At 67.6% G+C, this 14,618-nt stretch carries 13 protein-coding genes; 12 read left to right on the forward strand and 1 reads right to left on the reverse strand.

Features of this window, described 5'->3' with window-relative positions:
* The first annotated feature begins 55 nt into the window (after positions 1-55).
* From ABD211_RS20860 to ABD211_RS20910, 11 genes are all read left to right on the forward strand, one after another.
* Positions 56-850: a thiopeptide-type bacteriocin biosynthesis protein gene (locus tag ABD211_RS20860; protein WP_344134512.1), complete on the forward strand. Its 795-nt coding sequence runs from the start codon at positions 56-58 to the stop codon at positions 848-850.
* Positions 847-2,145 (forward strand): lanthionine synthetase C family protein, encoded by a 1,299-nt coding sequence (locus ABD211_RS20865; protein ID WP_344134441.1) that lies wholly within the window; start codon positions 847-849, stop codon positions 2,143-2,145. The genes ABD211_RS20860 and ABD211_RS20865 overlap by 4 nt, the downstream gene beginning before the upstream one ends.
* The gene (gene fxlM / locus ABD211_RS20870) at positions 2,142-4,190 is read left to right on the forward strand and encodes a methyltransferase, FxLD system (RefSeq protein ID WP_344134444.1); all 2,049 of its coding nucleotides are present in this window, start codon (positions 2,142-2,144) and stop codon (positions 4,188-4,190) included. The genes ABD211_RS20865 and fxlM overlap by 4 nt, the downstream gene beginning before the upstream one ends.
* Position 4,191: 1 nt before the next feature.
* A complete protein-coding gene (locus tag ABD211_RS20875) occupies positions 4,192-5,280 on the forward strand; it encodes a hypothetical protein (RefSeq protein ID WP_344134448.1) in 1,089 nt (362 codons plus the stop codon).
* 301 nt (positions 5,281-5,581) lie between these two features.
* Entirely contained in the window at positions 5,582-5,851 is a 270-nt protein-coding gene (locus tag ABD211_RS20880; RefSeq protein WP_344134515.1) for a helix-turn-helix domain-containing protein, read from the forward strand.
* 88 nt (positions 5,852-5,939) lie between these two features.
* Positions 5,940-7,076, forward strand: a complete 1,137-nt coding sequence (locus ABD211_RS20885) for a tyrosine-type recombinase/integrase (RefSeq protein WP_344134451.1) — start codon at positions 5,940-5,942, stop codon at positions 7,074-7,076.
* A 405-nt stretch (positions 7,077-7,481) separates the two neighbouring features.
* Positions 7,482-8,075, forward strand: coding sequence for a TetR/AcrR family transcriptional regulator (locus ABD211_RS20890; protein WP_344134454.1), 594 nt, complete (start codon positions 7,482-7,484; stop codon positions 8,073-8,075).
* A 74-nt stretch (positions 8,076-8,149) separates the two neighbouring features.
* Positions 8,150-8,977 carry a TlpA family protein disulfide reductase gene (locus ABD211_RS20895; RefSeq protein WP_344134457.1) on the forward strand — a complete coding sequence of 276 codons (828 nt, stop codon included), beginning with the start codon at positions 8,150-8,152 and terminating at the stop codon, positions 8,975-8,977.
* 695 nt (positions 8,978-9,672) lie between these two features.
* The gene (locus tag ABD211_RS20900) at positions 9,673-10,509 is read left to right on the forward strand and encodes a hypothetical protein (RefSeq protein ID WP_344134460.1); all 837 of its coding nucleotides are present in this window, start codon (positions 9,673-9,675) and stop codon (positions 10,507-10,509) included.
* Between the two features lie 683 nt (positions 10,510-11,192).
* On the forward strand, positions 11,193-12,305 hold the full coding sequence (locus ABD211_RS20905) for a hypothetical protein (RefSeq protein WP_344134462.1): 1,113 nt from the start codon (positions 11,193-11,195) through the stop codon (positions 12,303-12,305).
* A 77-nt stretch (positions 12,306-12,382) separates the two neighbouring features.
* A complete protein-coding gene (locus tag ABD211_RS20910) occupies positions 12,383-12,682 on the forward strand; it encodes a hypothetical protein (protein WP_344134465.1) in 300 nt (99 codons plus the stop codon).
* 106 nt (positions 12,683-12,788) lie between these two features.
* Here the strand turns inward: ABD211_RS20910 and ABD211_RS20915 are convergent, their stop codons facing one another.
* A complete protein-coding gene (locus tag ABD211_RS20915; protein ID WP_344134468.1) occupies positions 12,789-13,847 on the reverse strand; it encodes a hypothetical protein in 1,059 nt (352 codons plus the stop codon).
* Between the two features lie 101 nt (positions 13,848-13,948).
* Between ABD211_RS20915 and ABD211_RS20920 the strand changes: the two genes are divergently transcribed.
* Complete coding sequence (locus ABD211_RS20920; protein ID WP_344134471.1) at positions 13,949-14,524, forward strand: hypothetical protein; 576 nt, start codon at positions 13,949-13,951, stop codon at positions 14,522-14,524.
* Positions 14,525-14,618: the final 94 nt, after the last annotated feature.

Genomic DNA, 14,618 nt, shown 5'->3' on the forward strand with positions numbered 1-14,618 from the left:
CACTCCGAAACGGACATAGCCTCACGGACCGGCCTCTCAGCTGCTGCTCGCCGAACTGCACGGCGACCGGGGGACCCAGGACCACATCCTTGCGAGCCATCTGCCGGCACTGCTCGAACAACTCGCACAGCGGTGGGACGGAGGGTTGCCATGGTGGTTCGTACGGTTCCGTAACCCTGACCATCACCTGCGGCTACGACTGGACCTGCCGACATCCGACGACTTCGGTGCTGCGGCCGCCCTCGTTAGCGGCTGGGCCGACCAGTTGCATGCTGCCGGGCTGCTGAAGGACGTGCGCTACTGCACCTCCTATCCCGAGACCGGCCGATGGGGATCAGGGCCAGCACTCGCAGCCGTCGAAGAGGTGTTCCGCGCCGACTCTGCTGCCGTGCAAACGCAGTTGCAGCAGCCGCGCACGCCGTCACGTCGGGCACTGATGGCCGCCACGTGCGCCTCGATCGCAGTCGGGTACTTCGGCAGCGCCGAGGACGGCATGAGATGGCTTATCGACAACGTCCCAGCCGCCGCACCCGGACCGATCGACCGCACGCTGCTCAACGAAGCGGTGGTACTAGCTGATCCCAACGATGAGTGGGCCGCGTTGCGGGCCGCGCCTGGTGGCCCGGCGATCGTCGCCGCGTGGGCGCCGCGCGATGCTGCACTGGCCGCCTACAACCGCCACATGGTCGGACCGCACACGATCGGCGTCGACAGCGACGACGTCGCGGGCTCGCTGCTGCACCTGCACCACGCACGGGCCTACCGGATCGACTTCGACGACGAAGCGATCGCGCTGTATTTGGCTCGCTCCGCCGCCAAACGGTGGATCGCCCGCAGAGGAGCCTCATGACCCACCCAGCCGGCCAGCTCGCAATCGCGGTCGCCGACGAACTCGCCGACCCCAACCACATGATCAGGGACCTTCCCGAACAGCCGTGGCTTCGTCAGAGCTTGTGGCACGGCATGCCCGGCGTGATCATGTTGCACACCGAACTGGCCGCCGCCGAACAACGCCCGTGGCACCGCGTCCGGACCTGGGTCGACGCCGCGTGCGGCAATCAGATCACCACCGGCCCGCACACCAACCTGACGCATGGTGCGCCCGCCATCGGCCACGCCTTGGCCGGCGTCGCCGAGGTGAAGCCCGGCGCCTACGAGCGAGCGCTGCTCACCATCGACACCGCCGTCAGCGCAGACGCGCGCCGACGCGTCGACGCCGCACATGCCCGCATGGACGCCGGACAGCCGGCTACGTTGGCTGAGTTCGATGTCATCCGCGGCCTGGCCGGCATCGGAACTTACCTGCTGCGCCGCGAGCCTGATGGCACCGCTGTCCGTGCTGTACTGGAGTACCTCGTGCGGCTCACCGACACCGTCACGACTACCAGATGCACCGTGGTACCTGGCTGGTGGACGCCCACCGGACCGTCAGGACGGGCAGACAACCGGTACCCCGAAGGGCACCTCAACTCCGGTGTAGCGCATGGCATCGCCGGACCGCTTGCGCTGCTGGCCTACGCCGCTCGCGTGGGCGTGCTCGTCGATGGCCAACGTGCCGCAATCACTGCCATTACCAACTGGCTGAACAGCTGGCGCACCACCACTGCGGCAGGCGTCCCGGTCTGGCCGTACTGGATCACACCAGCGGAAGTCGGTACGCCCGCCCGCAGCCGGCCGGAGCAGCGGCCGTCATGGTGCTACGGCAGCGCGGGCGTAGTCAGCGCGCTGCACGCCGCCGCGCTGGTCGTCGCCGACCCCGAGGCAGCTGCCGATGCTGCCACCGTGCTGCTGCAAGCCCTCACCGACGCCGACCACCTGAACGCCACCGGCGACGACACGTCGCTGTGCCACGGGTACGCAGGATTGGCCCTGGTCGCGCTCCGGATCGGTACCGCCACCGCATCCGAGCCCGGCCCTCAACTCCTCGCGGTCGCCGACGCACTACTGGACCGGATCGCCACACACGATGCCAGCCCTGCCGACACAGCGGCGGCACTGCTGCGCCGCCCGTCGGGTCCAGGGCTGCTCGAAGGAGCCGCAGGAACCGCCCTGTGCTGTTGGGCCGCCGCCACCGGCACGGCGACCGGTTGGGACCGCAGCGTCCTGACCAGCAACCCGCAGAGGAAGGCTGACGAGCGATCATGATCTGGCATCAGCTCAATATCGAGTTCGACAACCCGGTGACCGCCGGCCGGGTCCTCATCGACGAACTCGGACCGGCGATGACCACCGCACAATCGGCCGGAGACCTGCACGGCTGGTGGTACCTACGGAAGAGCCCACTGCGGCTGCGCTACCAGGCCGCCGATCCGGTCCCAGGCCTCAGCGAACTACTCGACAAGCTTGTAAGCGGGGGAGACGCGCGCAGTTGGTGCATCGCCGTCTACGAGCCGGAAACGACAGCGTTCGGCGGTGACGACGCGATGGCCGTAGCCCACGACCTGTTCCACGCCGACAGCGCGCACCTGCTGGCCCAGCCCCGCCCGGTCGGCCTCGGCCAGCGCGAGACGACAGTGCTGCTCGCCAGCGTCCTTATGCGCGCCGCGGGCCTGGACTGGTACGAGCAAGGCGACGTGTGGCGGCTGCTCGCCGAGCACCGCAACGACGTCCCCACCGCGCGGACCGGCGACCTCTCACAGGTCCAGAGGCTCCACGACGCCACCCGTCACCTCATGACCATCTCAGCCCGGCCGCTATGCGCTGCAGGCAAGCCGATGCACGGCTTCGACGGCTGGATCGACGCCTTCGAGGCTGCCGGGCAAGCGCTGGCCCACCTCAACCGCCACGGGGACCTCCGGCGGGGCCTACGCGCTGTCCTCGCCCACCACCTGATCTTCCACGCCAACCGGGCCGGCTTGTCGCTCACCGACCAGGCCACCATCGCCCACATGGCGTTGAACAACGTGTTCACCGGCGGCGAGCACGGCCACACTACTAACCAGGAAGGATTGACCGTGACGGCAGCAGCCACGGCAGACGACATGACAAACGCCAGCTCCCTGCGCAACGCCCTGACCGATCAACTCGTTACACGGGGCGCGATCACGTCATCCGTGGTTGAGGACGCGTTCCGGTCCGTGCCCCGGCACCTGTTTCTGCCCGGCGTCGATACCGAGGCCGCATACGCGGACGCACCTATCTACACCAAGTACAGCGGCGACGGCACCCAGATCAGCGCCGCGTCGCAACCCGGCATCGTGGCCGTGATGCTGGCCCAACTTGATGCTCAGCCCGGCCACCGCGTTCTCGAGGCTGGGGCGGGTACCGGCTACAACGCTGCGCTGCTCGGCGCTGTCGTCGGTGACAACGGGTACGTCACCACGCTCGACATCGACGACGACATCGTGGACGGCGCCCGCCGTCATCTGCACGCCGCCGGTAGCGCCAACGTCGAAGCCCTCGTCGGCGACGGTGCGCTCGGCTACCCCGCGAACGCACCCTACGACCGGGTCATCGCCACCGTCGGCGCATGGGAGGTCCCGACCGCGTGGCTGGACCAGCTCGCCCCCGACGGCCGCCTGGTCGTGCCCCTGCGCCTGGCTGGAGCGGCGTCGCGGTCCATCGCTTTCGAGCGTGGCGAGGATGGCTGGACCAGCGTCGGTAGCGAGCTCGCCGTGTTCATGCCGCTGCGCGGCATCGGCGATGACGCCCGTACTGAGGTCAGCATCGACGCCGACGTCATCCTGCAAACCCACAAGGACCAGCCAGTCGACGGATCGGCTCTGGCCGGAGTGTTGAACGACGACCGGCGCGAGGTCTGGACGACGGTTACGTTCCCCGCCAACGTCCCGTACGAGTGGATGGACCTCTACCTCGCCGTCACCCTCCCAAATTCGATCATGCGGATGAACTGCAAGCCGACAGCCGCCCAGCGCGGCGTGGTCACCCCGATGTTCCCGTGGGGTTCCATGGCCACCACGCATGACGGGACGGTTGCCTACCTCACCACACGGGCCGCCGATCCAGCCGCCGACGGCCGCAGGCTCTACGAGGTCGGTGTCATAGGGCACGGGCCTCACGGCAGAAATCTTGCCGAGCAGGTGGCCGACGTCGTGCTTACCTGGAACGACAGCTACCGCGATAAGAGTGTCCGGTTCAGCATCCCCGACTCGGACGCCACCCACGACCCGGCATCCGGGCGTTTCGTCCTCGAGCGCCCGCACCACCCCATCGCCGTGGTCTGGGAATGACGTGGCCGCCGGCCGGCCCTTCGCACGGTTTCCCCTCGTCGCGCGGCCCCGGCCCGTCTGCATGCCGCTAGCGGACCGGGTTGCCGACCTGACCGCACGCGCCAGCGCCGCGACCGCAACCGGCGACCTTGCTAGCGCAGCGTCGGTATACAACCTGGCTGCACTGATCGCCTCCGACTGCGACCTACCGGACCTGGCCCGGCAGTGGTGCCACGACCACACCAGCGCCTACCTGCGCGCCACCAACCGCGGTGCGCAGGTAGGCCGCTACGCCCTGGAACCCATGGTCAACCTCGCCCGGCTACATATCCGCGCCGGACGCTCCGACAGCGGCTACCAACTACTCGAAGGTCTGTTCACCGCGATCACCAACGGCGACGACGTACGCGTCGAAGGTTTTACCGTTCCCGCGGACCTCATCGCCGGCGATGAGGAGCGCCGCACCGTCCGGGAGTGGTTATGGACCATTCTTCTCTCGGACGGCACCCGAGCGCTGGCCAGCGCGGGCCGATGGGCCCAAGCCCATCGGCAGCTGCGCGCCTACGGCGGGATCGGCAAGCGGATGCTCGACGGCCGCCAGGTCGCTGTCATCGCCCACGCCACCGCAGGCGACCTGGAGACCGCTCGCCGCCTCGTCGATACCACCGACCACGATGAGCAACCCTGGCTCAACGCCGTCACAGCCTGCCTGGCCGTCCTCTGCAACCCCGAACCCTTCGCAGACCAGGTCGATACGATGACGACGCAGTACCAACAGCTCGCCCTGAGCCCCGAACTCGCCGTCTTCGGCACCCGGCTCGGTTTGGCCGTGATCGAGGCGGCGGGCGGCCCGACTCACCCGGCTGCACAGGCAGCCACCACCCGGCTGGTCGACCACGCGATGGCGGTACGCGATGGCTACGCCGCCCGCGACGTGCTGAAGCATCCAGGCATCACCGCACTGCTCCAGTGGCGCCAGCAAGTCGCACTGTGTGCGGTCGTCCGCGCCAGCGCGTTGGATGGCAAGGACATGCCTCCGCGTCTGCGCCTTGAGATAGAAGGCGCACTGACCGCCGCCCGAGCGGTCATCCGCAGTGTGTCGACCGCCTAAACGCTTGGGACGGCCGTTCGCCCCTGCTGCACGCGACATGCGATCCGTATTGCTCTGATCATGTCCGGATGATGGTCAGACGTTCGAGCGTAGAGCCGACATACTGCACGAGACGAACACCGAACGTCCGCAACACCCCGACATCTGCGCGCACGACGAAAGAGTCGCTGAGACCGAACCGCCGCGTACTCGGCGAGATAGCTAGCGACCATTGATGTACAGAGGGGCGAGTCCTTTACGGACCCGCCCCTCTGTCTGTTCCCCGGCCACGATCGGCCACCCTTCCTCCTTGGAGCTCTCCATGGCTTTGCCATCCCGAATTCCCCGATCCACGCTCCCGACCCGTACACCTACCGACCGCGGATCAACCGGTCCGCTGCTCTACACGCCCGCCCAGGCCGCGCAACGCCTGCAGGTCCGCGAGTCCTGGCTGCGGAAGAAGGCCGCCGCCCGGGAAGTGCCCTGCACCTTCCTAGGCAAGCATTTGCGGTTCTCCGCCGACGATCTCGCCGCAATCGTTGACGCCAGCGCCCGAGCCGCGGTCGGGCGGAAGGGCCGACGAAAACCATGACCACCGTTCGGGATCATGACTTGCCACACCGGCCCCGGCGAAGCGTTGATCACCACCCACGTGACCACACATCGCATGGGAGCAACATATGGCCTGGGTAGAACAACGCGGCACCTCCTTCCGGGTGCGCTACCGCAAGACCGACGGCAGCGTCGGCACCGACTCATCCCACCCCACCCGCAAGACCGCCGAGATCCGCTGCAAGCAGGTCGACGTCGACCTCGCCCTCGACACCTTCCTCGACCCCGCCCTCGGACGCATCACCCTGGCCGAGTGGGTTGACATCTGGCGGCCCGGCCACGAAGCCGGCCACGCGAAGTGGGCCGCCTACGACAGCCATCTACGCATCCACATACTGCCCGCCTTCGGCGATACGCCCCTAACAAAGATCACCCGCCAGCACATCAAGGTCTTCGTCAAGCAGCTGAAGTCCAAGCTCGCTGACAGCAGCGTCGCCAGTGTCATGTCCCTACTCAGCCTGCTCATGCGCGAAGCGGTCCACGACCGGCGCATCGGCTACAACCCCTGCACGGGAGTCAAAGTCGTCACCCGACGCCCACCCGAGCGACCCCACGCCACCACCAGGCAGGTCAACACCATCGCCGACAACATCCACCGCCGCGCCGACCAGATCCTGGTCATCACCGCCGCCTACACCGGCATGCGATGGGGCGAACTCGCCGGCCTCGCCCGCACCAACACTCACCTCGGCACCGGCCTCATCCGCGTCCACCCCGACGTCGGGGCGCTGCACGAGGTCGCCGGCAACCTCTACCTGGGACCACCCAAGACCACCACCTCCGCCCGCGACATTCCCCTACCCCCGTTCCTGATCACCCTCCTTCAAGAAGTTCTCGACAGCCACGACCACCAGCAGGTCTTCTGTGGAGCACGCGGAGCGTTCCTCCGCCGCTCCAGCATGTCCCGACGCGTCTTCCGACCCGCCGTCGACGGCACGAAGACCACCCCACCAGTCATCCCCGGCATGCACTTCCACGACCTACGACACACCCACAAGACGTGGCTCATCGAGGACGACATCCCCGAAGTCGCCCAAGCGGAACGACTCGGCCACCGCATCCCCGGGGTGCGCGGCATTTACAGCCACGTCACCCCCGCCATGCGCCAACGCATCGTCAACGCCCTGCATCAACGCTGGCAATCCACCCAACCACCCGTCCCAGACCAGCTGGCAGTTGTACGAGCCCTACGCCCAGCCGCGTGACTATCACACCAGTACATCGGGGCAGCGCTGATTACGGCGCTGCCCCGATGTACTCCTTGGTTGATCACTTCCTCACCTTCGTGACCATCGCGTGCGCCCTGATCTGCCACCGAACGCTCATCAAAGCGATGTCGTCTGAGTGGGCCTTGACTCACCAGGACGAACATAATTCTCGGCAGGTACAACGGCGGGAGCCTCGCCGGCAGGCTCGCGCATTCCTGCTCACAGCGGTCCCGGGATGGATTACTAACCAACCGCAGCTCCAAAGCCCGACGCGAACCGACTGTGGGTGGCCGAGGGCTGAGCCGGTCGGTGACCGTCATCCGTCAGTGGCCGGGGCGAAGACTTGACCGCCCGGTCAAGTCAGGCTAGCTTTTGACCGTACGGTCAACTAGGGGAGGTGTGATGGCGCGCGACACCCGGGAGCGGATCGTCGCGGCGGCCCGCGACCTCGTGCATGCCTCGTCGCTGGCCGAGGTCAGCACCGACGAGGTGTGCCGGGCGGCCGGCGTGCACAAGGGCAGCCTCTACCACTTCTTCCCCTCCAAGGAGGCGCTCGGTGTCGCGGTGCTGGAGTGCAACTGGGCGCTGATGCGGGCGATGCTGGACGAGGCGTTCGGCGACGACGTGCCGCCGCTGGCGCGGATCGACAGGTTCGTCGACCGCTTCGCCCACCGGCTGGCAGTGATGCGCCAAGCGCTGGGTGCCACGCCCGGCTGCCCGCTGGGCGGCCTCGTCGCAGAACTGGCCAGCCACGGCGACGAGGCGCGAACCCAGGCCGCGCGGGTTCTGCACGCCTGGACGCGGTACTTCGCCGACGCCGTCACCGAGGCGAAAGGGCGAGGCGAGGTCGGTCCGGCGGTCGAGGCCCCCGCCGCCGCGCGGCGCCTGCTCGCCCATCTGCAAGGGCTGGCGCTGCTGGCCATGGCGTACGACGACCCGCAGCTCGTACTGGACGCCAAACAGGCCTTCCGGCTGCTGCTCGCGACTTCCGGCTGAACCGCCCACCGGGCCGGTCAGCGCTTTCGCATGACCCAACACTTGACCGATCAGTCAACTCAGGAGGAGACGCAATGCAACCGTCAGCGCTCGACGCGGACACCCGCGCCGGCACCGCCTACCGGTTCAACCGGTTCGGCACGGCGCTGCTCATCGACGACATGACGTTCAGCCGCGACGCCCCCGGCCCAGGCGCCCCGATGCCGGCCTTCGACCTCGCCACGGTCGACGGCGGCCGGTTCCGCGACACCGACCTCGGGACACGGCCGGTGCTGATGGTGTTCGGCTCCCGCACCTGCCCGGTCACCGAAAGCGCCGGTCCGGTACTACGGCGCCTGCACGCCCAGTTCGGCGACCGCGTTCGGTTCGTGCTGGTGAACACGCGCGAGGCGCACCCCGGCGACGTCTTCGGTCAGCCGGACACGTTCGCCGTCAAGCACCGCCACGCCGTACAGCTGCGCGACCATCACGCGATCGACTTCGAGGTCGCCGTGGACGACATCGACGGGCGTCTGCACCGTGCGATGAGCCCGAAACCGAACTCGGCGTACCTCATCGACCCGTCCGGTGTCATCCGCTACCGCGCCCACTGGGCCAACGACGAATCCGCCCTGCACACCGCGTTGACCGAGATGGCCGCAGGCCGTGTCCCGGCACGCGGCCGCAGCCGCGCCATGGCCGGGCCCCTCCTGCGCGCCGTCGGTCACCTGCCCGGCATCGTGCGATACGCCGGCCGGCGGGTCGAACGCGACGTATGGCTCGCCGCACCACCACTGGCAGTCCTCGGGCGGCTGTCCCGACTGTTCAACCGGCTCCCGGCGGACCGCCGCGGGCCTGCCGCCGTCGTGCTGCTGGGCGTGGCCGTCGCCTCGGTGCTCGGGGTGCTGTTGGCCACGCAGTGACCGTTCGGCCGAAAGGGTGGAGGCATAGTCCTGGAGACCCCGGCGCCGCCAGCCGAGCCGAACAGCGCTACCTCGTCCAACGCGCCGCCGCACTCCGGCCAGGGACTTGAATTTTGGACGATGCCGGCTGGGCAACTCATCGGCCAACGCGGTGGGTCGTACGCCCGTTGGGCCCCTTCCGGCAGGTTGCTACGCGACTGCTGCGGCGCAGGGAAAGATGGAAGCGTCTGCACGCACCAAGCGGTAACGCTTAGCAGGCTGTCAGGTCCCAGTGGCCGGTAACTGAAGCGGCCGCTGGATCGACTCGTTGAGCGTTGCAGATGATCAACGAGGAAGACCCACGTCAGGCACCGGCGTGATCTTCAAACGCTGCGGCTGCCGCCTCAGGGACTCGAACCCGAACCCGCGGATCAAGAGGCCGGACGGGGTGGCTGACGTCCGAGGACCGAGCAACCAATGTCCGACCTTGGGATGGGGCTGATGCGGGTGCCGGCACCGCGTTCATCTGTAGGCGTCCGTCTGTCCGAACGGCTGGCTCGCGCCCGATCGCCGCCCAGCAGTTCTGCCGGCCATGATCGAGCGTGCCGCGGGCACGATCCTTGTTCACCGCGGGTGCGAATATCGCCAGGATTCCTGCTCGATCACGCCGACACCCAGTTCGACCGCCCACCGGGCGTAGCCGATACCCTTGCCTGATGATCATCACGCCGCGTCGGATTCCGCTCGGTGCCGAGCGGGACATCCTGATGCGCTGCTATGGCTACCGCCTCACCCGGACATCAACGGTTATGGGAGCCGATCCGTCCTACGCGGCCGCCGACGTCGCTGCCGCTCGCGGCGCAGGCTGGCCGGTGCGGCAACCCGAGCGGTGGAGCGCACGCGAGGTCGTCGAGCGGGCCGACGAAGCCGCGACAGCGCTCAACGAGGACGCGGTGCTCGCGGCGTTTGTTGCCGGGATGAGCAGTGCCCCACGCGGACGCCAAACAATCATTTCGTACGGCTGGGCGCGCTTCCTCCGCGCCTCGGCGAAGCGCGCGGGTGACGTGCCCGATTGCGGCCTCGAACCAGCAACGGATGTCGATGTCACGGAGGTGCTGCTGCGATTGGCGCTCGGCTGGGCATGGAACGAGATCCCGAATCGCTACCTGCCGGACCTGGAGGCCGCGACAAGCGAAGGGCTGCCCGAGCCGGACGCGCAGGACCGCGCACAGCTACGCGCCCTGCTCGACCTCATCCGGTCGTCGCCTACGGGAACGATCCCAAGTGCGCTGGAGAAACGCCTGGCACGGGCGAAGCTCTTGCCAGGCACTGACAAATACCAGCGGTACGGCATTCTGATCGGACTGTCGGAGTACGGAGTACTGCCGAGCCCTGTACTGCCACCGATGTGGGATCGGTTCATCCCCACCGCCGAGCGGCACGCGGCGAGTCGCACGCTGCGGGGCCCGCGGCGATCAGACATCACGCTCCCGCTCGCGGGGTGGAGGGGCGGCATCGACGAGTACCGCGCCGCACGCCTGCTGGCACTGTGACCGACGAGTGTCGCGGCCAGGTCCGAACTGAACTGGCAACGTCTCGGGACCGCTGCGCGCGGACTACACAGAGCAGGTGGCCGGGGGAGATCCGGGCAACACTGACGCCCATGCGGGTGGCGACCTGGTCCTGGGTCATCTCCCAGGGCTTGCGTAGTGCGGCCAGCCGCCAGCCGCGTGCCGGGACGAGCATCTGGCCGAGGGAGGCGTCGAAGGTGCCCTGGCCGCCGGCGGTGTCGACGGCGCCTTCAGGTGTCGGTGTCGCGCCACCACTTAGCGCTGCTCATTGTTGATCCTTTCCCGCGCTCTATAGGTACGTCGCGCGAAGCATCCCTCGAAAGACCCTCCTCTCTCCATCAGGCCTTATCTCGGCGTGGCTGCGTGAGCGGGACAACCAGCCCGGCTGCGCCAGAGCGGTGCCGGCGTCCCCAGATCCAAGCTCTGCTCGAGCACGCCTTCATGAAGACCGCCGGACGCTACTTCCGCGTCGGCGCCGACGAGCAGGCCGTTGTCGTGGGGGCGCATCTTTCACATGTAGCCGCCCGGCAACTGGCCGACCAACGACATCGCCAAATTGACGTACCGTGTTGGTACCGTCACGCGTCCGGCATCCTGGGGAGGTTGTCATGCCCGGTAAGTCGTGGACAGTGGCTAGTGCGGCGCGGTTTGCGCGCGAGGCGCGCATGAGCACCGTGGCGCACCTGCAGACCGCGCCGATCGCGCGGCAGCTGCGTCAGCACAAGTTGACCCGTGCCTATGCGATCCACAGGGCCAACACCGGTAGCCGTGAAGCGGCAATGGACCTGTTGTTCGGCGGCCTGGGCTACAAGCGGCCGTATCCGGCTGACTGGGCTGAGGCGGCCGAACTGCTGACCAGCGACGAGGCCAGGTGCCTCGCTGCCGCCGAGCTGTACGTGCTCACCCCACAGATGTGCGACGTGGTCATCGCCGCGGCACAGGGCCTGACCCGCGATGATCTCCAGCTGCTCGCGGAGGACGACCTGCCCAGCCCGACGGGTTTGCTGGTATTGCCGCATCCGGTGCTGGTCAGGAGCGTCGGCGGGGATCTGGGCGATGTCCGGGCGTTGTGCTGGCACCCCGGCCAGTTCAACGTGCCAGATCCGCTGGCTGCGGATGGTGTCCGTGGTCTGCCCGGCGTGCGAATCGCGGTCTTCCACGACACGTCCGGTCCGGTCCGGCCCGACTCGTTCCTTGAGCTGGTGGCCGAGGCCCGTCGCGAGGGCACCCCGCTGCCGCCGCTGCTGTTGGACGCCGTGCGGTGTCTGGAGTTCCAGACACAGCGCGCCACTGACCCCCATGAGGTTGAGCGGCTGGCTAGCGCCGCCCAGGCCGTCGACGGTGCGTACCGCAAGTCCGCGGAGATGATGGGACAGGACGAGGGTCGCCTGCTCGGCGAATACGCCTCGGGCAGCGAGATCGACGACGCCGATGACAGCTTCGCCTGGCGGTTCCTGTACGCCTTCTGGCGCCTGTGTGAGCAACGCATCGCCGGCGTCGAGCAGGCGGAGACCAACCACGCGGCTCGGGTGATCGGCCAGCGTGCCGGTCTGTCGCCGGACGTGCGCGTTATCCGGTTGCGGCAGCGCGACGAGCGCGCGGCTGGTGAGCCGGTCGGCCGCAATTGGCAACATCGCTGGGTGGTGCGGATGCACAAGGTTCGCCAGTGGTACCCCAGCGAGCAACGCCACAAGGTCATTTATCGGGGTCCGTACATCAAGGGCCCGGACGGCAAGCCGTTGCTCGGCGGCGAGACGGTGCGTGCGCTCGTGCGCTGATCTGGTTGCGCCACCCCCGACCCGTACGCTGTGGATTCGACCAACCACAGAATGTCGCGCTGCTGAAAGGTGTCTTGATGGCCCACCCCCCGAACCTGCGCGAGCTGGCCGCCCACCTCGACCCCGTCGCCCAGCAGTACCGCACCATCGTTGAGCCCTACACCGGTGACGACACCCTGAACCCTGCTCTACAACTCGCTCCCGTGGCGGGCGAGATCGCCGTGCTCACCGGCTACGTCCTCAACACCGTTGGCGATCTACAGGGCACCGGACAGCACGACCTGGAATCGCTCGCCCAACTCGGGCGGCGCCTGGCGGAGCTGGTCGATGTCGCACGCCGCAGGGAGCCCGTCCCCCCAGGAATCCAACGCCCGTAGGGCGGCGCTGGTTCGCGAAACGGATCACGCACGGCCCGGCCCGATTCCCCGCCTTCGATCGCCGGCAGGCCCTCCTCCCGCAGACGCGGCCCGCCGGGGTAGCTCACTACTGCTGAGTGCTTGGCTGGGCGTCTGTCAATCCGGCGAGGAGGGGCGGCATGCTGCGGTGGCCCTCAGGGTTGGGCCGCGCTGTAGCGCCGAACGGCGGCTGGTTGTGCAGCCAGAGCAGGCCGGCGAGGTCGGCTGGCATCTTCCACTGTGCAGGTCGCGCCAGGTTGACCGACTTGGTGCCCAGGAAGGTATCGCCAGGGCTGAACTGAAAGCTGATCGTAGCGACTCCTTCGAGAAGATCATCAAGATCGGAAAGGTCGACGCGGGTAAAGCGGTGTGCTCCAACAGCAACGATAAGCGGAACGTCATGACGGACAGCTAGTTTCGCGTACTTGCTCACCTTGTCGTCGACAGCTTGCACTAGGCGGCCGGCATCGACGGCGCCGGCTACGCCGCTGGGCGCGGCGAACTGAGCGCACAGACCGTTCTCCGAAGGGAGAGGCCCAAGTCTGTCGGCAAGAACGACGAACGTGTAGCCGCAAGCCTGGATGCGCGTAGTGGTGGGCGAGCCAAGCAGCCGCGCATGGATCTCTCGTGCGACCTTTTTTGCTGTTCCAGCATCGGGTGGCCGCGGTGCCACGTGTCCGTTTCCCTGCAGCGCTAGGACTACGTTGACGGGTATCCCGGCAATACGCCTTTCGAGCGCCTTCCACGCGCGGATACGTCCGTAGGTCTCTCTTGAGGGCTGGTCCGTGTGCACCTCGACGAAGAAGGCTAGCTCGCCCTCGGGAGTAAGCGCGGACCAATCAGGGGTCAGGCCGTCATAGTCCTTTTCGTAGCGAGCCGTGTAGCCGGCTGACCGGATCGCGGCACCGGCGGCCAACTCGAAGGTGACGGGCCAGAAGTGTTCGTCCTGCCAGAGGCGCCGGACGAGCTCGTCGGCCTGCGGCGCCGGTAGGTGGGCGAACTGTTCGTCGTACCAGCGCCGCCAGGACTCGAACGCTGCATCCACGGCGATGTCGTACGTCAACTGCCGCTGCTCCGGCGTGCGCTTGCCGTGCGCGGCCCGGTGGGCCGCAACGAATTCGGGGCCGAACCGGCTTTGGTCATGCATGACGTCCATTCTCATCCGTGCGGCAACCACAATTTCGCTTCGCACGCGGGAGAACGCCTCGGTGGTTGTCGCCGTAGGCGGTGCGCAACGACAATGTCGCCGTGAGCGACGACTCCGGAGGCTACGAATACGGCGACGACACCGGGCATCCCGACGCGTTGTTCCTGCTCGGATGCATCGTCGCGACTGTACTGGGCATATCTCTGTTGATCGCGCGTTCCGCGCTGGACCTGGGAGTGTGGAGCGTCATCGTCGGGTTCGTATGCCTTGGGCTGGCGACCCCGTTCGTCTTCTTCTTCCTCGGCCGTCACGTCGCCGTTCCCGCCGACCGGCTAGTCTTCTACTTTGGCTATGCGCTACCCGGCATTGCACTAGTCGCCATCGGCACCATCGTCTGGCACGTCGGGCTGACCAGCGAGATTGCCCGCAAGGGCTGGGGCATCCTCATCATTTTCGGACTCGTCTGGCTTGTCAGCTTCTTGGGAGGAGGCATCGGACGGTTCTGGTGGCTACGTCGAAACGGCCACAGCGGCGTCCCCCACAGCCCCGACGAGCACGTCGATGTTGGCGAGCCGACACGGCGCGGATGGACCTCGTTCGAATGGGCCAGCCTCCTTGTTGCCGTCGCCGGCACGGCCGCATCGATCGCTGCGGTCCTAGTGGAAGTCATGAACTAGGACGATGCATCACGACGTCGTAGCCCTCTAACTCGTAGCCATTGAGTTGACTGAGCGAAGTCGATGCCAACGACACGGAGCACCGTCCTGGCTC

The sequence above is a fragment of the Luedemannella flava genome (assembly GCF_039528515.1).
GTDB classification, from domain to species: Bacteria; Actinomycetota; Actinomycetes; order Mycobacteriales; family Micromonosporaceae; genus Luedemannella; species Luedemannella flava.

Excerpts from the sequence above, each read along its gene's own strand:
- ABD211_RS20885 (WP_344134451.1), top strand. The coding sequence starts at position 5,940 with ATGGCCTGGGTAGAACAACGCGGCACCTCCTTCCGGGTGCGCTACCGC.
- fxlM (WP_344134444.1), top strand. The coding sequence starts at position 2,142 with ATGATCTGGCATCAGCTCAATATCGAGTTCGACAACCCGGTGACCGCC.
- ABD211_RS20915 (WP_344134468.1), bottom strand. The coding sequence starts at position 13,847 with ATGCATGACCAAAGCCGGTTCGGCCCCGAATTCGTTGCGGCCCACCGG.
- ABD211_RS20905 (WP_344134462.1), top strand. The coding sequence starts at position 11,193 with ATGAGCACCGTGGCGCACCTGCAGACCGCGCCGATCGCGCGGCAGCTG.
- ABD211_RS20900 (WP_344134460.1), top strand. The coding sequence starts at position 9,673 with ATGATCATCACGCCGCGTCGGATTCCGCTCGGTGCCGAGCGGGACATC.
- ABD211_RS20880 (WP_344134515.1), top strand. The coding sequence starts at position 5,582 with ATGGCTTTGCCATCCCGAATTCCCCGATCCACGCTCCCGACCCGTACA.
- ABD211_RS20910 (WP_344134465.1), top strand. The coding sequence starts at position 12,383 with ATGGCCCACCCCCCGAACCTGCGCGAGCTGGCCGCCCACCTCGACCCC.
- ABD211_RS20865 (WP_344134441.1), top strand. The coding sequence starts at position 847 with ATGACCCACCCAGCCGGCCAGCTCGCAATCGCGGTCGCCGACGAACTC.
- ABD211_RS20890 (WP_344134454.1), top strand. The coding sequence starts at position 7,482 with ATGGCGCGCGACACCCGGGAGCGGATCGTCGCGGCGGCCCGCGACCTC.
- ABD211_RS20895 (WP_344134457.1), top strand. The coding sequence starts at position 8,150 with ATGCAACCGTCAGCGCTCGACGCGGACACCCGCGCCGGCACCGCCTAC.